This window comes from Sphingobium fontiphilum (genome assembly GCF_014196635.1).
In the GTDB taxonomy this organism is placed as follows: Bacteria; Pseudomonadota; Alphaproteobacteria; order Sphingomonadales; family Sphingomonadaceae; genus Sphingobium; species Sphingobium fontiphilum.
Genome location: NZ_JACIEB010000009.1, coordinates 48,671 through 66,430 on the forward strand (window position 1 = coordinate 48,671; position 17,760 = coordinate 66,430).

The window sequence follows — 17,760 nt, forward strand, 5'->3', positions numbered from 1 at the left end:
TTGGCCCTTGGTGAATCGTCAATCTGACTGGAAAATCGAAGCGCTGCCCCTATGTGTGGCGGGCGTGAAAGTCAAGCGCGACGGGTGGCGGAAACGGGAATGGAAACAGCGAATGTCCGGCCCGTTCATCCTGCGTGCAGCCTGTTCATGGTCCACCCGCGCGGGGATGCGCGCCGCAACGGCGCGGGTGGGTCGATTCGGAGTGCAAGCCATGGTCAAGCCAATCCCCCATTTCCGCCCCTCCCTGGCGCTGTGCGCGGCACTGGCCCTTGCGGGCTGCGCGACGGCCATCGCGCCGATAGAGGTCACCCGTTTCCACATCGGCAACCCGGCGACGACCGGCGCCGTCGCCGTCCGCGAAATGGCCAATAATCCCGACGTTGGCCTGGAATTTCGCACCTATGCCAGCGCGGTCGGGCGCGAATTGCAGCGGGTTGGCTTCACCCAATCGAGTGACGATGGCGCGGAATATGTCGCCTATGTCTCCTTCCGCCGCGCCTTCCGTTCCCCGATTGACGAGGGCAAGCGCAAGCCCGTCAGCGTCGGCGTCGGCGGTGCGGTGGGCAGCGGCGGTTATTCCGGGCTGGGCGTGGGCATCGGCATCGACCTGTCCGGCCCGCCCAAAGGCATGGTGACCACGGAACTGGCCGTGCAAATGCGCCGCCGCGCCGATGGCGTCGCGATCTGGGAAGGCCGAGCGACGACGTCCGCACGCGAAGGGTCGCCCGCCGCACAGCCGGGGCTGGCCGCCGCTAAACTCGCATCCGCATTGCTGGGGGGCTATCCCGGAGAGTCCGGCCGCACTATAACAGTCAAATGACCGTTTCGATCACCAGCGCCTTTGACGGCGGCAATATTCGCGTCCTTTCCATCTCTGAATCCGAATCCGGCGCCCGGGCCGAGTTGGAAATTGTCAAGGATATACACAGCGAATTCTATCAGTGGTTCTATTTTCGCGTAAGCGGGGCGGCGGGCGCGCCGCTGGAACTGGTGATCGTCAACAGCGCCGGCGCCGCTTATCCTTATGGCTGGCCCGGATATAGCGCGCGGGTCAGCGAGGATCGCGAAAACTGGCTGCTGGCCGAAACCGATTATAATGACGGGCGGCTGACCATCCGCGTCGAGCCCGACAGCAACAGCCTGTGGGTCGCCTATTTCGCGCCCTATTCGATGGAGCGTCACCACGACCTGATCGCCTGGGCCGCGAGCCAGCCGGGCGTTGAAAGCCGCGAACTGGGGCTGACGCTGGACGGCCAGCCGATCGACATGCTCACCCTGGGCGATGGCCCCAAACATGTCTGGCTTTACGCCCGCCAGCATCCGGGCGAAACCATGGCGCAGTGGTGGGCGGAAGGCGCTCTGGAGCGACTGACCGACGAACAGGATGCGGTCGCCCGCCAGTTGCGGAACAAGGCGACTTTTCATATCATTCCCAACATGAACCCCGATGGCAGTCGCCGGGGCCATTTGCGCACCAATGCGGCGGGCGTGAACCTGAACCGCGAATGGCACGAACCGACGCTGGAACGCAGCCCGGAAGTGTTCCATGTGCTGGCGGCGATGGATGACATCGGCGTCGATTTCGCGATGGACGTCCACGGTGACGAGGCCATTCCCGCGGTATTCATCGCCGGGTTCGAGGGGATACCCTCCCTCACCGAGCGCCAGTTGGAATTGTTCACCCGTTATCGCGACACGCTGGCGCTGCGCACGCCCGATTTCCAGACGAAGCTCGGCTATGCCGTGGCGCAGCCCGGCCAAGCCAATCTGTCGATGTCGACGGCGCAACTGGCCGAACGCTTCGGCGCCGTGTCGATGACGCTGGAAATGCCGTTCAAGGACAATATTGATCTGCCCGACCCGGATTTCGGCTGGTCGCCCGCCCGTTCGATGCAGCTTGCCAAGGATTGCCTGGCGGTGCTGGCGGAGATCATCGACGATCTTTGATGGCGGGGGCGCTTCTTCGCGCCGGCGCGCCGGTTATTGCGGCTTGCGCCATTCTTCAGCCCTGTTGCGCGCAGCGTCGCCCACCGCCTGCGCGCCATTGCCGACCGCGATCGCCGCGTCGACAGCCGTTTCGGACACATGGTCGGCGCGACGCCTGTCGGTCAGGAACAGAAAGGCGATGGCCAGCAGCAGCGCAATGGCCAGAAGGGCGAAAATGATGCCGCCCTCGCTGGCGCCCTGCTCGGTCTCGCCACGATGATCCTCCTGCATGGCATGACCTCCTGTCGCCGTCCGAAACGCGGACGCGCGGCGCACGGATGCGCGAATTCAGCGCCCCCGGCTCAACCGGTCGACATCGTCCATGATCTCGTTCAGCGCGCCTTCGCCCGAAACGTCATGCTCCGCGCGCGCGGGAAGGTCGCCACCCTCCAATATCTGTTCCAGGGCGGTGCGGCCGCGCGCCACCCGGCTCTTGATCGTTCCGACCGCCACACCGCAGATTTCGGCCGCCTCTTCATAGGCGAAACCGCCTGCGCCGACCAGAATCAGAGCCTCGCGCTGAGGCTGCGGCAATTGCAGCAGGGCGCGCTGCATGTCGCTGAGTTCGACATGCTTGTCCTGCCCGGCGGGCGCCGCCAGCAGGCGGTCGGCGGTCAGTTCGTCCCATTCGCCGCGAAAGCGCGACCGGCGCATTTGCGAAAGATAATGGTTTCGCAGGATGATGAATGTCCAGGCGCGCATGTTGGTGCCGGCCTGGAACCGCTCGCGCGCCGCCCATGCCTTGAGCAGGGTTTCCTGCACCAGGTCGTCGGCGACATCCCGGTTGCCGGACAGCGAACGGCCAAAGGCGCGCAGATGCGGGATCACCGCCGCCAGCTCACGCTTGAAATCATTATCGGACAGACTGGTCCGATCGCTATCCTGCAAATTTTCGCCCTCCAGATGGCTGTTTCCGGATTGGGCAACGATCGCCGCCGTTGCATCCATTTGAGGCGCAGTCGTCGCCCCCATTCCCGACATAGCGGTCACGCACCCATTCTCCCGAACATTGCCGCCAAGGAAGTCAACGCCAAAGCACCAGAGCCAGCATTACAATGACCAGAACAAGCGAAATGGCGAGAACATATCGAACCACATGCTCGGTCGATCCTGCCCTTGCGCTGTCAGTGGCGATATGCCGTTCTTCGTCGGCCATGGCGGCCTCCCTTGATCGTTACGCGACATTAACGCGCCCGATCAAAGGCGGTTCCATAGCCTATCCATCGGGCCGCCCGCCCGCGATCAGGCCAGCGCCGTCGCCTCGTCGAAGAACAAGGCCTGGGCGATCGCCGCCTTCACTGTCGCCCGCTGGAAAGGCTTGGTGATGAGGAATGTCGGCTCCGGCCGCTCGCCCGTCAGCAGGCGTTCGGGGAAGGCAGTGATAAAGATCACGGGCACGGCAAATTCCGTCAGAATGTCCTTCACCGCATCTATGCCGCTGGAATCGTCGGCGAGCTGGATGTCCGCCAGCACCAGCCCCGGCCGTTCCGCCATGGCTTCGCGCACCGCGTCCTCGCGCGTCACCGCAATGGCCGTCACTTCATGGCCCAGGTCGCGGACGATGGTTTCGATGTCCATCGCGATGATCGGCTCATCCTCGATAATCAGCACCTTGGCGCGGGTCTGCGCCTCGATTTCGGCAAGCGCCTCATTCACCAGAGCCTCGACATCTTCGGCCGGCAGGCCGATCAGATAGCCCGCATCCTCCGGCGTGAAACCTTCCAGCGCGGTCAACAGCAAAGCCTGACGCGGCAACGGCGTCAACCGGGACAGCCGCGCCTGCGCGATCGCCTCGCGCGGCGCGTCGCCCCCAAAGCCGGGCTCATCCTCCACATGCGATGACGACCAGATGGCTTGAAAGATCCGATACAGGCCCAGCCGCGCATCAACGTCGGCGGGAAATTCCTCGGGTGCGGCGACAATCGCTTCCAGCGTCGCGCGCACATAGGCGTCGCCATGGGCCTGGCTGCCGGTCAGCGCACGGGCATAGCGGCGAAGGAAGGGAAGATGGGGATGCAACTTTTGTCCGAGCGACATGTTTTTCGATACTCCCTGCCCCAAAAGGCGATGTTGCAATGTCAACGAACCGGCGAAACAGAACAAGCCATGGCGATGCCCCAACCCGCCGATTTTCTGTCGATAGGCCTATCGGCAGAAAAATCGTTCGAAGTCATGGAACAATCCAGCACGCAAATTGTTTCACAGTCGAACATTTTTTTGGACAAGCGCCCTCCGGACCGGCTGGAGGGCGTAGAGCCGAATTGACGTCAGGGCGCAAAACAGTAATGGATGGGCGGCTTTCAGGCGATGATCATGTGTCAAAGGGGTTGGGCTTGGTTGCTTCGGGACTGCGACCGGACATGACGGACCGGGACAATGGCGATAATAGCGCTATCAAGGGCAAGACCGCATCGAACGCTGCCGGTGACGACAATATGGTCACTCAGGTCCTGCGCAATGTTTATCAGACAACGGTCAACGAAGACATCCCCGCTGAAATGCTGGACCTTCTCAGCAAGCTGGATTGATCCTTTCATGCCCAACCTGCCGTGACGCACACCGACGCTTCGGCCGGTGACGTATGGATCAGGCTTGTCCGTTCGACAGGCCTGAAAATGTTCATCATCCTGACCCTGGCCCTGTTGCCGCTGGGCGTCGTCGCGCTGTTCGCTTCGCTCCAGTCCATCCACACAGCCGATGTCGAACGCGACGGATTGCTGCGTCTGACGGCGGTGCAGAGCGCCCGCAAGCTCTCGGCCGAGTTCACGGCCGACCGCGCCGCTTTGCGCATCGTGGTGGCAGCATTCGCCAACGGCACCGCCGATCCCAACCAATGCTGGCGAACCACCACCTTTCTGGGCTCGCGGGCCGATGGCCTGTCCGATTTCGCCATTCATGCCCGCGACGGCCGCCTGCTGTGCGGCCATGCCCTGCCCGCATCCGATGCGGTGGCGGCGAACGCGCGCTTCTCGGGGCCTGAAGCGCAATTGCTGCCACAGGCGAAATTGCTGGCCTTGCGCGTCATCAGCCCTGATCGCAACGTCGTCGCCATCCGCTATTATGGTCGGGCGCATATGGAGGATGTCGCCGATCCGGCAACCGCGTTGCAGAACCGCCGGTTGACGCTTGTGCAGGGCGACCAGCGACTGACGATCAGCAATGCGGCCCTCGCCGGCCCGGGACGCCTGCGTGAAGTCGAAGCCCCTGTCGGCCTGGGCGGTATCGCCCTCATCATGGCGGTGCGGGAGCCCCCGGCGACGATATTCCGGTCGCTTTCCCTGTTGCTGCCGCTGCTGATGTGGTTCGCCGCGGCGGCGGTCGGCTGGTATGTGGTCAATCGCCTGCTGATCCGCCCGCTCGTCGACCTCCGCCGCGCGGTGGCCGATTATCAGCCCGGCCAGGTGCTGCGGCCGTTGGCCAGGACACGCACGCCAGCGGCGGAGATCGCGGCTTTGGGCGACACGTTTCGCGAGATCAGCGAGGATGTCGCCAGCCATGAGGCGGAAATGGCCGAAAGCCTGGACCAGCAGAAGCGGCTGACCCGCGAGGTGCATCATCGGGTCAAGAACAATCTTCAGATCATCGCCAGCCTCATCAACCTGCACGCCCGCGCCGCGACCGAGCCCGAAGCGATCGACGCCTATGCCAGCATCCAGCGGCGCGTCGACGCCCTGTCGGTCGTCCACCGCAATCATTTCGCCGATTCAGAGCAGCATCGCGGCATCAACATCCGCTCGCTGATCAGCGAACTGGCGGCCAGCCTGCGCGGCACCGCGCCCGCGCAGGCGCGCCATTTCGCCATCCAGATCGACTGCGTTGAGCTTCAGATCAGCCAGGATGTGGCGGTGCCTGTCGCGTTCCTGCTGACCGAATTGTTCGAACTGGCCATGCTGGCCGATCCGGCGGCCGGGATGCACATATCCGTGCGACCGGATGAGGACGGGTCGCGCGCGATGCTGACCGTCCTGTCGCCAGCCCTGCGCGCGGACCTCGTCTCGCCCCATCTGCACGACCGGTTCGACCGGGTGCTGCTGGGCCTGTCGCGCCAGTTGCGCGCGCCCCTCGACCGCGACGAGGAGGCGGGCGGCTTTGCCATCGCCATCCCCATCATCGCCCAGCCGACCGATCAGGCCCGCTTGTAATCCCTGCGAAAATCCTCAGCGAAAGCGGCGAAGCGCCCCTGTGCGATGCTGTCGCGAATGGCCTGCATCAGCGATTGGTAGAAATGGATGTTATGCTGCGTCATCAGCATGGCGCCCAGCATCTCGCCCGCCTTCACCAGATGGTGGAGATAGGCGCGGCTCCAGCCTGAACAGACCGGGCAATCGCAACGCGGATCGAGCGGCCCCTGATCCTCGGCGAAACGGGCGTTGCGGATGTTGAGCGGTCCCGCCCAGGTGAAAGCCTGGCCATTGCGGCCAGAGCGGGTGGGCAGCACGCAATCGAACATGTCGATGCCGCGCTCCACCGCGCCGACGATGTCGTCGGGCTTGCCCACGCCCATCAGGTAGCGGGGCTTTTCGGCGGGCAACATGCCGGGCGCGAAATCCAGCGTGGCGAACATCGCCTCCTGCCCCTCGCCCACGGCAAGGCCGCCCACGGCATAGCCGTCGAAACCGATCTCGATCAGCTTCTCGGCCGAAATGCGCCGCAGCCCCTCGTCGAGCGCCCCCTGCTGGATGCCGAACAGCGCGGCACGTTCGCCATGGTCGCCGCCCATGTCGAACCCGTCGCGCGACCGCCTGGCCCAGCGCATCGACCGTTCCATCGACCGGGCCGCCTCGTCGTGCGAGCAGCCATTTTTGGTGCATTCGTCGAACGCCATGACGATGTCGCTGTCCAGCAACCGCTGGATCTCCATGGAGCGTTCGGGCGTCAGCATATGTTTCGACCCGTCGATATGGCTGGAAAAGGCGACGCCCTCCTCGCTCATCTTGGTCAGCGCCGAGAGGCTCATCACCTGATAGCCGCCGCTGTCGGTCAGGATCGGCCGGTCCCAGCCCATGAAACCATGCAGCCCGCCCAGCCGCGCGACGCGCTCCGCGCCGGGGCGCAGCATCAGGTGATAGGTGTTGCCCAGGATGATGTCGGCGCCGGCGGCGCGCACTTCGGCAGGGCGCATCGCCTTTACCGTGGCGGCGGTGCCGACCGGCATGAAAGCGGGGGTGCGAATGTCGCCGCGACGCATGGCGATGACGCCGGTGCGCGCCTTGCCATCGGTGGCGTGGACGGAGAAGGAAAAGCGGGGCCTGGTCATGGCCAGCGTCCTAGTGCGGATTGAACGAGCGGGAAACCGCTCTTTTCGACCCAAAGGCCCGCTTGGCGCGGTTCAGGCGGCCCGGCGCACCGCGTCGAACAGCAAAATGGCGTCGATGTCGAAATCGTCGAGCCGCCGATAGGGCCCGATGAAGCGCAGGCAGTCGCGCGAGAGCGTCAAAGGCCATGGACGACCATCCGGGTCGTGCAGCATCAGCGTTGCGGTCATCGGCTGGGTGCGATCGCTTTCCATGGACGCCATGGTTAGGCTAAGGTCGTTAACAAGCCCTTTGCGCCGCCCGCGCGTTAACCTTTTTGCGCCGACGCGGGTTGTTGCCTATATACAATGCGGTCTGAAAATGCGCCTTTTCACTGCGCCAAAGGAGCAACAGGTCAGTCAAAAAGTGGTTAACGCCCGCTATTGTGAACAACCCCCATTGCAACCGCGATGCGACACTGGTTTCCTCGATTCAATCAAAAAAAGGGGGCGCATATGATTGAATCCGGGCGGTTTAATCAGGATGATATTGCGATGGGCAACGACATGTCGGACCGGAATTCTTCAGTGGCGGAACCTGCCGCGAGCACCGCTACGGAAAGCCCGGGCGCGGCCATCGGCGCACGTTCGGCTTTGTTCGATCTTGGCCAGATCGATGTCGAATGGGATCCGGCGATGGCGACGCTGTGGGCCCATATGGCGCCGACCACCCGGCCAAATTACAATCTCCAGATGTTGCGCGACATCCGCATGTGGCAGACGGAGGCCAAGCGGCTGTTCGACGAAGGGGCGTTGCCGCTGCAATATATGGTCCTGGGCTCGCGCTTCCCCGGCGTGTTCAATCTGGGCGGCGATTTGGAACTGTTTGCCGCGGCGATCGAACGGCGCGACCTGCCCTCGCTGGTCGACTACGGCCATGCCTGCATCGACGTGGTTCACCGCGCCTGGCGCAACGCCGACATCCCGGTCATTTCCATCGCTCTGGCGCAGGGCGATGCGTTGGGCGGGGGGTTCGAGGCGCTGCTGTGCTTCGACGTGATCGTCGCTGAACGACGCGCGCGTTTTGGCCTGCCCGAAATGCTGTTCGGCCTGTTCCCCGGCATGGGCGCCTATTCGATTCTGGCCCGCAAACTGGGTCGCCGGATGGCGGAAAAGATGATCCTGTCGGGCAAGGTCTACAGCGCGGAGGAAATGTATGACATGGGCATCGTCACCATCCTGGCCGACGATGGCGAAGGTGAAGCGGCCGTGCGCGACTATATCGCGGGCAACCGGCCCCATCATGCCGGCCATGTCGGCGTGTTTGCGGCAGGGCGCCGGGTCGATCCGCTCGAATATGGCGAGTTGAAGGATATTGTCGAGAACTGGGCCGAAACCGCGCTGAAGCTGGACCCCAAGGATTTGCGACTGATGCGCAGGCTGGCTTCGGCGCAAACCCGCCTGACCCGCTGATCGTCCTGTTCAGGCCGATCGGCGACTATCGGCCAGCGTCACGACGCCCGGCGCGGATTCCCGACGCCCCTGCATCATAGTGAGCAGCGCGTCCGCGGGCATGGGCCGCGCGAGTACGAAACCCTGCACATTGGTGAAGCCGGTTTCGCGGGCGTAGCGAAGCTGCTCCTCATTCTCGATCCCCTCGGCGACGGTTTCTACGTCCAGCGAACGGGCAAGATAGGCAACGGACTGGGCGATGGCGCGATCACGCGGATTTTCTCCGACGCCGCGCATGAAGCTCTGGTCGACCTTGATGGTGTCGAACTTGTAATGGCGCAGATAGCCGAGCGAGGAATAGCCGGTGCCAAAATCATCGAGCGCCAGTCGCAGGCCGATACGCTGCAATTCGCTCAGGATCATGTTGGTGCGGCCGCTGTCTTCCAGGAAGATCGATTCTGTCACTTCCAGCTCCAGCCGCCGAGCGGCAAGGCCAGACGCCAGAAGCGCGCCAATCACGGCGCGCGGAAGTCCATCGGTTTTCAGCAACACCGGCGATATGTTCACCGCGACGCGCACATGGTCGTCCCACGACATCGCGTCGCGGCAAGCCTGTTCGATCGCCCACGCCGTCATCGGTTCGATCAGCGAACAGCTCTCGGCGATCGGAATGAATTCGGCTGGAGAGATTTTCCCCAGCGTCGGATGCTCCCAGCGCATCAGCGCCTCGCAGATCGCGATCCTGCCCGTCGTCGTTTCAAAGATCGGCTGATAGTGCATGACCAGTTCGCCATTGGCCAATGCGCCGCGCAGCGCCATTTCCAGCTCATAGGTGCGGCTCTGCTTTTCCTTCATGCCCCAGTCGAACCGGCTGAAGCGATTGCGGCCGGCATGTTTGGACTGATAGAGCGCCATATCGGCATGTTGCAGCAGTTCGTCGCTGTCGCGTCCGTCCTGCGGCGCGACGGCGATGCCCATGGAGGCCGTGACCGCCAGATGATAGCTGCCGATGTCGAACCCATGGCCAAATTCCGCCATGATGTCGCGGGCGATCACCTCGGCCGCGTCGCGATCCACATCGGGGCAGATCAGGATGAACTCATCGCCGCCGAAACGCGCCACCTGCCCCCGGCCGTCCAGCGCGCGCGACAGGCGTTCGGCGACCATGCACAAGAGCTGGTCGCCGACGATATGGCCCAGCGAATCGTTGATTTCCTTGAACCTGTCCAGATCCATCCAGAACAGCGCCACGACATCCTGTTCGCTGGTTCTGCGCTCGAACAGATCGCGCAGCCGCATCTGCATCGCCATGCGGTTTTCGACCCCGGTCAGATTGTCGTACCGGGCCAGCCTCTCGAATTTTTTGGCAAGTTGCGACTTTTCAAATTTGCCCTCCAGCGCCTCGACCACGATCCGGTGGGTGGTCTTGGTGATTTCCGCCATGGCGAAGATCATCAGAAACAGCATCGTCGCCAGCACCGAATAGCCAACACCGCCTGACAGGAACAATCCCAGCGATGTGGGGAGCAGGGCAAAGCAGGTCTGGCCGATGGCGATCTGAACACGCCCGGCATTGCGCCCCGAAATGCCGCCGGAATAGGCCGCAACCAGGCAAACCGAGAGGATGTGCAGCGACGCATCGCGCGTGAGCATCAGCGTGGCAAGCGCCAGCAACCCCAGCAGCGCCGCATAGGCCCAGGCGCCCAGTTCATAGGCAAGGCCCCATATCGGCCGGGCCGGACCATCCTGATGCGCCAGTTGCCGCTGAAAATAGATCGCCGAAACCGCACGGCTCAACGCAACGATGCAGATGAGCACGGCAATCGTCGTTATTGCCGTGATTTGCGCATGATGCGCGACTACCAGACCGAGCGAACCGCCAGCCACCGCCCCGATCATCAGCGAGGCGGGAGAGGCATAAAGCGATTTGACGAGACTATCCTCCACTTCGGCGTTGAGCCGAGTGTGGGGCGCGGATCGCGCGCGCAGGAGAGCGCTCAAATGGCTTGTGAGGCGTGACACGTCGCACATATCCTGCGTCAACATGATTGCCATTTGGTAAACCGTGCCGAATGAACATGCTTCCCAAGCAATGGGCTTGAGCGGCGTCGCGAGCCTTCGCCGCTTAATCGGCGGCCGGGTCCAGCAGCGCACGGACCTGCGCCAGCGCCGCGACCAATACCGCCCGGTTGCCCGGCGACAAATGGGCGATGCGCGCAGCGGTGTCGGCCCGCGTGCGCTGATCCAGCCTGACGAGGAACGCTTCCCCCGCCGGCGTCAACCGGATCGGTCGCTGGCGCGCATCCCGCCCCCTGTCCCGCGCAATCCAGCCGGACTTCTCGAAACGGCTGAGGACGCGGCTGACATAGCCCGGATCGAGCGCGAGGTCGGCGCAAAGGTCGCTGGCCAACAGGCCCCCGGTCGGCGCCCGCCCGATTTCGTAAAGCAGCCGCGCGGCCGTGACGCCCAGCCCGCTGTCCATGTAGCTGGGCCGCAACAACCCCGCCCACTGGCTGTGGAAACGGTTGAAAGCGCGCAGGGCATCGACGGCATTGGTCATCGCGCCGGGACCAGAGCATTAATAGTTGATATAGTCAACCAACTGCGCCATGCGTTGCGGCCATGTCGCCGCACCCCCTGGATCGCCCGGTCTGGAACGCCCTGAACAGCCATTGGTCGCCCCTTGCGGAGGGGGACGGGACGGCGCTGCGCCTGAACCCGGATCATGGCCCCTTCGCTGCCGCCGCCGATAACGGCGCCGCGGCCCGCGCGGCGCTGGCCGCGCTGACGCCCGCGACAGACGAATTATGGACCGTCGAGCGGGAACAGGACCCGCCCCTGCCTGGCGTGCATGTCGTTCGGCAAGCGGCGCTGGCGCAGATGGTGGCGACCGACCTTCCCACGCCGACCGGATTGATCCAGCCCATCGAACTGACCGAGGAGGATGCCCCGGCCATGCGCGAACTGGCGCTGATGACGAAGCCCGGCCCTTTCCGCCCCTTCACCCACAGGCTGGGCCGGTTCATCGGCATCCGGCAGGACGGCAGGCTGGTCGCCATGGCGGGAGAAAGACTGCGCCTGCCCGGCTTTGCCGAGGTCAGCGGCGTTTGCACCCACCCTGACTATCGCGGCAGGGGCCATGCCAGCGCGCTGATGCTGATCGTCGCCCACGCCATGCGGCAGCGCGGCGAAACGCCCTTCCTCCACGCCTATGCCGCGCATGAGGGGACGATCGCGCTATACGAGAAGCTCGGCTTTCGCCGGCGGGCGACCATGCACATGATGGTTTTTGCGCGTTGAAGCACGAAAAAGGCCGCCCGGACCGAAATCCGGGCGGGGCCCAGTTTTTCCGGTTCGTCCGCCTCGCGGACCTAGCCCCGGTTTGATGTTATCGTCCGACATGCCGGGCGAAACACATATATATTCAATGGGTTGACGGACAGGAACCGGCCCTTCGGCCGGCCCGGCCCGCGCCCGGCATTGTCGGCCCTTATGGGTCGGGACGCGCACCTTCATTGCCGATGCCCCGCATCGCGCAGCCGATCCGTTCCGGCGATCAACCCGGCGGTGTCGGATAGATGGCGGCTATCATCGACAAAGGGGTGTAGGACAGCCGGCCGTGCGCAAAATGTGCCAAATAGGATCGTTTCGGTGAAACTGTGGCGGATTTGTCGCGGCCATTGGAAGCGGGCGTTGCTGGCGTTTTTCGACAGGGAGCAGCCAACCGATCCCGGCTTGCGCGGGGATCACGGTGCCGAAATCAGGATCGGGGTCCGACATGCGCGACAGGCGGGGCTTTCGGGTGGTCGCCATGTCACCCCACGAAAAAGGCCGGTGGATCGCTCCACCGGCCTCGTTCATTCAGACGATTGGCGTCGGACTTAGAAGTCCATGCCGCCCATGCCGCCCATGCCGCCGGGCATGCCGCCCATCGGCGCCTTGTCGTCGGCCGGCAGTTCGGCGACGGTGGCTTCCGTGGTGATCAGCAGGCCGGCCACCGAAGCGGCGTTCTGCAGCGCGGTGCGAACGACCTTGGTCGGGTCGATAACGCCGGCGGCGACCAGGTTTTCATAGGTGTCGGTCGCGGCGTTGAAACCGAACGAGGTGTCGTCCTGATCCAGCAGCTTGCCCGAAACCACGGCGCCGTCATGGCCCGCATTGCTGGCGATCTGGCGAACCAGAGCGGTCAGCGACTTGCGGACGATGTCCACGCCACGGGTCTGGTCGTCATTGGCGCCCTTCAGGCCGTCGAGAGCCTTCGACGCGTAGAGCAGCGCGGTGCCGCCGCCGGGGACGATGCCTTCTTCAACGGCCGCACGGGTGGCGTGCAGGGCGTCGTCGACGCGGTCCTTGCGTTCCTTGACTTCCACTTCGGTCGCGCCGCCGACCTTGATGACGGCCACGCCGCCAGCCAGCTTGGCCAGACGTTCCTGGAGCTTTTCGCGGTCATAGTCCGACGTCGTGACTTCGATCTGCGCGCGGATCTGTTCGGTGCGGGCCTTGATCGATTCGGCTTCACCGGCGCCATCGACGATGGTGGTGTTGTCCTTGTCGATGGTGACGCGCTTGGCGGTGCCGAGCATGCTGAGCGTGACGTTTTCGAGCTTGATGCCCAGGTCTTCGCTGATGACTTCGCCCTTGGTCAGGACGGCGATGTCTTCCAGCATCGCCTTGCGGCGATCGCCGAAGCCCGGCGCCTTGACCGCCGCGACCTTCAGGCCGCCGCGCAGCTTGTTGACGACCAGGGTCGCCAGCGCTTCGCCTTCGATGTCTTCCGCGATGATGAGCAGCGGACGACCCGACTGCACGACCGCTTCGAGGATCGGCAGGATCGACTGGAGGTTCGACAGCTTCTTTTCATGGATCAGGATGTATGGGTCGGCCAGTTCGACCTGCATCTTTTCCGGGTTGGTGATGAAATAGGGCGACAGGTAGCCGCGGTCGAACTGCATGCCTTCGACAACGTCCAGCTCGAAGTCGAGACCCTTGGCCTCTTCCACGGTGATGACGCCTTCCTTGCCGACCTTTTCCATGGCTTCGGCGATCTTTTCGCCGACTTCACGGTCGCCATTGGCGGAGATGATGCCGACCTGGGCGATTTCGGCGGTGCCTGCGACGGGCTTCGAACGCGCCTTGATGTCGTCGACAACCTTGTGGACGGCGAGGTCGATGCCGCGCTTCAGATCCATCGGGTTCATGCCGGCGGCGACCGACTTCATGCCTTCGCGAACGATCGCCTGGGCGAGGACGGTGGCGGTGGTGGTGCCGTCACCGGCGATGTCGTTGGTCTTCGAAGCGACTTCGCGGACCATCTGGGCGCCCATATTCTCGAACTTGTCCTTCAGTTCGATTTCCTTGGCGACGGAAACGCCGTCCTTGGTGATGCGGGGGGCGCCGAAGCTCTTGTCGATGACGACGTTGCGGCCCTTGGGGCCCAGGGTCACCTTGACCGCGTCGGCCAGGATGTCGACGCCGCGGGTGATGCGTTCACGCGCGTCGCGGGAGAATTTTACGTCTTTTGCAGCCATGTTTCTTTTCCTCTGTCCGTCATCCCAGCGAAGGCCGGGATATGGTGCGGCCTGACGCCGCGCTAAAAGGCCTGCGATCCCGGCCTAAGCCGGGATGACAGCAACATTTCAGGCAACAACGCCCAGAATGTCCGATTCCTTCATGATGAGCAGGTCTTCACCGTCGACCTTGACTTCGGTGCCCGACCACTTGCCGAACAGGACGCGGTCGCCAGCCTTGACGTCGAGCGGGGTCACCTTGCCGTCTTCGGCCTTGGAGCCGGTGCCGACCGAGACGATTTCGCCTTCCTGCGGCTTTTCCTTGGCGGTGTCGGGGATGATGATGCCACCGGCGGTCTTCGCCTCCGCTTCAATGCGGCGAACGAGAACGCGGTCGTGCAACGGACGAAATGCCATGTTGATTGCCTTTCCCTTCAGCAGTTGGGATCAGTCCGGCCGACGGAAGGGCATATGCCCGGCAAACCGCCCGCCTTGTCCTGCTCCCGATAAACTTTGTCGTTGTTAGCACTCTTTGGGATCGAGTGCCAGCAGCGCGAATATGGTCGGCGCTGTGGCCGCGTCAAGGGGTATGAATGGAATTTATCGCATCGGCATGACCGTTGCGGCCAGTCGCCCTTCGGCGCTGCCGGATTGTTGCCGCGTCGCTTTTTTTGATGGCCGGGCGCACGCCGCCCTTTTCCTGACCGCCGTCCATGCCGATGCTGGCATCACGGAAAAACAGAAGGAGTGGAAGGATGCGCTTTTCCAACATCATCGTCGCCGTTGACGTGCATGATGCGAACAATGGCCAGGCGGCGCTGGCCCGCGCGGCCGCCATCGCCGGGGACGATGGCCAATTGCACCTGATATATGTCCGCTATTATCTGCCCACCCGCTATTCGGCGCTGATCGTCGAGAATTTCGACCAGCAGGAACGCGACGAGGCCATGGCGACGATGAAAACATGGTGTGCGCGATTGGGCATCGACCCGAAGAGCGTCGATATCGAGACTCGCCGGGGCCGGGTGCGCGATGAAGTCCTGTCGGCGGCGCAGCGGCATGGGGCCGACCTGATCGTCATCGGATCGCACCAGCCCAGCCTGTCGTCCAAGCTGTTGGGCTCCAATGCGTCGGCCATCGTCCAGCAATCGCCGGTCAGCGTCCTGGTGGTTCGCGCGTCCGCCGGTTAGCGCAAGCGCAAAAGGGCGGCGGCGGCATTGCCGATGGGCATGCGGCTTCCTACCTGCGCTGCGCAAGCCAGGGAGCCCGTACCGATGACCGACAGTTACACGCCGCCCGCAAAATGGACCTGGGACGCCGCCAGTGGCGGCCGGTTCGCCCATATCAACCGGCCTATTTCCGGATCGACCCATGACAAGGATCTGCCGGTCGGCGAACATCCCCTGCAACTCTATTCGCTCGCCACGCCCAATGGGCAGAAGGTGACGATCATGCTGGAGGAATTGCTGGCGGCGGGCCATGGCGGCGCGGAATATGACGCCTGGCTGATCCGCATTCACGAAGGCGACCAGTTTTCCAGCGGGTTTGTGGCGGTAAACCCCAACAGCAAGATCCCCGCGATGATGGACCACAGCGTATCGCCGCCGCAGCGCGTGTTCGAATCCGGCGCGATCCTGCTTTATCTGGCGGAAAAATTCGGCGCTTTCCTGCCGGCCGATCCGGCCGCGCGCGCCGCCGCCCTGTCCTGGCTGTTCTGGCAGATGGGCAGCGCGCCGCTGCTGGGCGGGGGCTTTGGCCATTTCTACGCCTATGCGCCGGAAAAATATGAATATCCGATCAACCGCTACGCCATGGAGGTGAAGCGGCAACTGGATGTGCTCGACCGGCATCTGGCCGAGAATGACTATATGGCGGGGGCGGAATACAGCATTGCCGACATGGCGATCTGGCCCTGGTATGGCGGGCTGGTGCTGGGCCGCCTTTATGAAGCGGCGGAATTTCTGGATGTCGAGCGCTATGCCCATGTCCTGCGCTGGGCGCGACAGATCGACGCACGCCCGGCGGTGCGGCGCGGGCGCATGGTCAACATGACCAGCGGGCCGCTTGAACTGCAACTGCATGAACGGCACGACGCCAGCGATTTCGAGACCCGGACGCAGGACAAGCTGCAAAACGCCGACTGAACCCCCTTGATCGCCCGCCCCGCTTGCGCCACAACCAACGCAATCGGGGCAAGGCGACCCCCCGATCAGGCGTTCCCCGCCCAAGCGTCGCGGCTTGAATGACGGGGCGGCGCGGCTGTCCTGTGTCGGGGACGTGCATGATAAAACCTTCCTTTGCAGAACTGGTTCGCGTGTTCGGGCGGATCGGCCTTGTCAGTTTCGGCGGGCCGGCGGGGCAGATCGCGCTGATGCACCGGGAACTGGTGGATGAGCGCAAATGGGTGGAGGACGACGCCTTCCTCCATGCGCTCAACATCTGCCACCTCTTGCCGGGGCCGGAAGCGCAGCAACTGGCGACCTGGATCGGCTGGCGGCTGCACGGTGTGAAGGGCGGGCTCGCCGCCGGGCTGCTGTTCGTGCTGCCGGGCGCGGCGATCATGCTGGGGCTTTCGGTCCTATATGCGTTCGCAGCGGACCTGCATGTCGTCGCCGCGCTGTTTCTGGGCATCAAGGCGGCAGTGCTGGCCATCGTCGTGCAGGCGTTGCTGCGCATCGGCGGGCGGGCGCTGACCACCGGGTTCAAGCGCGGGCTGGCGGTGGCGGCATTTCTGGCGCTGTTCCTGTTCAACCTGCCCTTCCCGCTGGTGGTGCTGGGCGCGGGCCTGATCGGCTTTGTGGTGGCGCGCGCCCGGCCCGAATGGCTGAAGGCGCATGGAGGCTCCGCGCCCGCGCCGGTCGGACCGATGCCATGGGGCGCGACATTGCGCAGCGTCGCGATCTGGCTGGCCATCTGGGCCGCGCCGATGGCGGTGATCCTCGCCACGCTGGGGCCGGACCATGTGTTGTGGAAGATCGGCGCCTTCTTCTCGCAACTCGCCGTGGTGACGTTCGGCGGCGCCTATGCGGTGCTTGCCTATATGGCGCAGCAGGCGGTGCAGCAGATGCACTGGCTGTCGCCCGGCGAAATGACCGATGGCCTGGGCCTTGCGGAAACCACGCCGGGGCCGCTGATCCTGGTGACCCAGTTCGTCGGCTTTCTGGGCGCATTTCGCGCGCCCGCGCCCTTCACGCCGCTGGTCGCCGGGATATTGGGCGCGGCGGTGACTTTGTGGGTCACCTTCACCCCCTGTTTCCTGTGGATTTTCAGCGTCGCGCCATGGATGGAGCGGCTGGAGCGCGCGCCCCGGCTGCGCGGCGCGCTGGCGGCGCTGACCGCCGCCATCGTCGGCGTCATCGCCAACCTGACGCTGTGGTTCGCGCTGCATGTGCTGTTCGCGCGGGTGAGCGAGCAAAGGATGGGGCCGGTGCGATGGAGCATCCCCGACTGGAGCAGCATCGACTGGCGCATCGCCCTGATCGCGGCGATGGCGGCGGTGCTGATCTTTGCCCTGAAACGCGGGGTGCTGACCACGCTGACGCTCTGCGCGCTGGCGGGCCTCGCGCTTAGCAGCGTCTGACG

21 protein-coding genes are annotated in these 17,760 nt (G+C 64.1%); 10 read left to right on the forward strand and 11 right to left on the reverse strand.

The features are described 5' to 3' along the window. Window positions 1–211 precede the first annotated feature (211 nt). Window positions 212–820 carry a hypothetical protein gene (locus tag GGR44_RS15615; protein WP_183956414.1) on the forward strand — a complete coding sequence of 203 codons (609 nt, stop codon included), beginning with the start codon at window positions 212–214 and terminating at the stop codon, window positions 818–820. Further along, window positions 817–1,947 carry a M14 family metallopeptidase gene (locus tag GGR44_RS15620; RefSeq protein ID WP_183956416.1) on the forward strand — a complete coding sequence of 377 codons (1,131 nt, stop codon included), beginning with the start codon at window positions 817–819 and terminating at the stop codon, window positions 1,945–1,947. The genes GGR44_RS15615 and GGR44_RS15620 overlap by 4 nt, the downstream gene beginning before the upstream one ends. A gap of 33 nt (window positions 1,948–1,980) precedes the next feature. On the opposite strand, the gene GGR44_RS15625 is transcribed toward GGR44_RS15620, so the two are convergent. The 4 genes from GGR44_RS15625 to GGR44_RS15635 all read right to left on the reverse strand — a co-directional run bounded on the left by GGR44_RS15625 (window position 1,981) and on the right by GGR44_RS15635 (window position 4,023). Continuing rightward, window positions 1,981–2,217, reverse strand: coding sequence for a hypothetical protein (locus GGR44_RS15625; protein ID WP_183956417.1), 237 nt, complete (start codon window positions 2,215–2,217; stop codon window positions 1,981–1,983). 57 nt (window positions 2,218–2,274) lie between these two features. Beyond that, window positions 2,275–2,874 carry a sigma-70 family RNA polymerase sigma factor gene (locus GGR44_RS15630; RefSeq protein ID WP_425511329.1) on the reverse strand — a complete coding sequence of 200 codons (600 nt, stop codon included), beginning with the start codon at window positions 2,872–2,874 and terminating at the stop codon, window positions 2,275–2,277. A gap of 136 nt (window positions 2,875–3,010) precedes the next feature. Beyond that, on the reverse strand, window positions 3,011–3,142 hold the full coding sequence (locus GGR44_RS17125; RefSeq protein WP_281374309.1) for a hypothetical protein: 132 nt from the start codon (window positions 3,140–3,142) through the stop codon (window positions 3,011–3,013). Between the two features lie 86 nt (window positions 3,143–3,228). Next, entirely contained in the window at window positions 3,229–4,023 is a 795-nt protein-coding gene (locus GGR44_RS15635; protein WP_183956419.1) for a response regulator, read from the reverse strand. On the opposite strand from GGR44_RS15635, the gene GGR44_RS15640 reads away from it, so the two are divergent. From GGR44_RS15640 to GGR44_RS15650, 3 genes are all read left to right on the forward strand, one after another. After that, complete coding sequence (locus GGR44_RS15640) at window positions 3,994–4,251, forward strand: hypothetical protein (protein WP_183956524.1); 258 nt, start codon at window positions 3,994–3,996, stop codon at window positions 4,249–4,251. The two genes, GGR44_RS15635 and GGR44_RS15640, sit on opposite strands and share 30 nt — an antisense overlap. Before the next feature lie 20 nt (window positions 4,252–4,271). Then, entirely contained in the window at window positions 4,272–4,514 is a 243-nt protein-coding gene (locus tag GGR44_RS15645) for a NepR family anti-sigma factor (RefSeq protein WP_246344714.1), read from the forward strand. A gap of 87 nt (window positions 4,515–4,601) precedes the next feature. After that, a complete protein-coding gene (locus GGR44_RS15650) occupies window positions 4,602–6,128 on the forward strand; it encodes a sensor histidine kinase (RefSeq protein ID WP_183956512.1) in 1,527 nt (508 codons plus the stop codon). On the opposite strand, the gene tgt is transcribed toward GGR44_RS15650, so the two are convergent. Next, window positions 6,113–7,243 carry a tRNA guanosine(34) transglycosylase Tgt gene (gene tgt, locus GGR44_RS15655; protein WP_183956421.1) on the reverse strand — a complete coding sequence of 377 codons (1,131 nt, stop codon included), beginning with the start codon at window positions 7,241–7,243 and terminating at the stop codon, window positions 6,113–6,115. The genes GGR44_RS15650 and tgt overlap by 16 nt on opposite strands. A gap of 72 nt (window positions 7,244–7,315) precedes the next feature. Beyond that, complete coding sequence (locus GGR44_RS15660) at window positions 7,316–7,495, reverse strand: hypothetical protein (RefSeq protein ID WP_183956423.1); 180 nt, start codon at window positions 7,493–7,495, stop codon at window positions 7,316–7,318. A gap of 240 nt (window positions 7,496–7,735) precedes the next feature. On the opposite strand from GGR44_RS15660, the gene GGR44_RS15665 reads away from it, so the two are divergent. Further along, window positions 7,736–8,692, forward strand: coding sequence for a crotonase/enoyl-CoA hydratase family protein (locus GGR44_RS15665; protein ID WP_183956424.1), 957 nt, complete (start codon window positions 7,736–7,738; stop codon window positions 8,690–8,692). A gap of 9 nt (window positions 8,693–8,701) precedes the next feature. On the opposite strand, the gene GGR44_RS15670 is transcribed toward GGR44_RS15665, so the two are convergent. Then, on the reverse strand, window positions 8,702–10,702 hold the full coding sequence (locus GGR44_RS15670) for a putative bifunctional diguanylate cyclase/phosphodiesterase (protein WP_183956513.1): 2,001 nt from the start codon (window positions 10,700–10,702) through the stop codon (window positions 8,702–8,704). A 94-nt stretch (window positions 10,703–10,796) separates the two neighbouring features. Continuing rightward, window positions 10,797–11,231, reverse strand: coding sequence for a MarR family winged helix-turn-helix transcriptional regulator (locus tag GGR44_RS15675; protein WP_183956426.1), 435 nt, complete (start codon window positions 11,229–11,231; stop codon window positions 10,797–10,799). Window positions 11,232–11,293: 62 nt separating this feature from the next. On the opposite strand from GGR44_RS15675, the gene GGR44_RS15680 reads away from it, so the two are divergent. Further along, window positions 11,294–11,971 carry a GNAT family N-acetyltransferase gene (locus tag GGR44_RS15680; RefSeq protein WP_183956428.1) on the forward strand — a complete coding sequence of 226 codons (678 nt, stop codon included), beginning with the start codon at window positions 11,294–11,296 and terminating at the stop codon, window positions 11,969–11,971. Window positions 11,972–12,552: 581 nt separating this feature from the next. Here the strand turns inward: GGR44_RS15680 and groL are convergent. The 3 genes from groL to GGR44_RS15695 all read right to left on the reverse strand — a co-directional run bounded on the left by groL (window position 12,553) and on the right by GGR44_RS15695 (window position 14,953). Beyond that, window positions 12,553–14,199: a chaperonin GroEL gene (groL, locus tag GGR44_RS15685; protein ID WP_183956430.1), complete on the reverse strand. Its 1,647-nt coding sequence runs from the start codon at window positions 14,197–14,199 to the stop codon at window positions 12,553–12,555. A gap of 108 nt (window positions 14,200–14,307) precedes the next feature. Continuing rightward, window positions 14,308–14,595, reverse strand: coding sequence for a co-chaperone GroES (gene groES, locus GGR44_RS15690; RefSeq protein ID WP_007704439.1), 288 nt, complete (start codon window positions 14,593–14,595; stop codon window positions 14,308–14,310). Between the two features lie 163 nt (window positions 14,596–14,758). Beyond that, window positions 14,759–14,953 (reverse strand): hypothetical protein, encoded by a 195-nt coding sequence (locus GGR44_RS15695; protein WP_183956432.1) that lies wholly within the window; start codon window positions 14,951–14,953, stop codon window positions 14,759–14,761. Between GGR44_RS15695 and GGR44_RS15700 the strand changes: the two genes are divergently transcribed. The 3 genes from GGR44_RS15700 (at window position 14,934) to chrA (ending at window position 17,758) form a co-directional block, all read left to right on the forward strand. Continuing rightward, entirely contained in the window at window positions 14,934–15,368 is a 435-nt protein-coding gene (locus GGR44_RS15700; RefSeq protein ID WP_183956434.1) for a universal stress protein, read from the forward strand. The genes GGR44_RS15695 and GGR44_RS15700 overlap by 20 nt on opposite strands. An 84-nt stretch (window positions 15,369–15,452) precedes the next feature. Beyond that, the gene (gene yghU, locus GGR44_RS15705; protein WP_183956435.1) at window positions 15,453–16,322 is read left to right on the forward strand and encodes a glutathione-dependent disulfide-bond oxidoreductase; all 870 of its coding nucleotides are present in this window, start codon (window positions 15,453–15,455) and stop codon (window positions 16,320–16,322) included. A 137-nt stretch (window positions 16,323–16,459) separates the two neighbouring features. Beyond that, window positions 16,460–17,758, forward strand: coding sequence for a chromate efflux transporter (chrA, locus tag GGR44_RS15710; RefSeq protein WP_183956436.1), 1,299 nt, complete (start codon window positions 16,460–16,462; stop codon window positions 17,756–17,758). Window positions 17,759–17,760 lie beyond the last annotated feature (2 nt).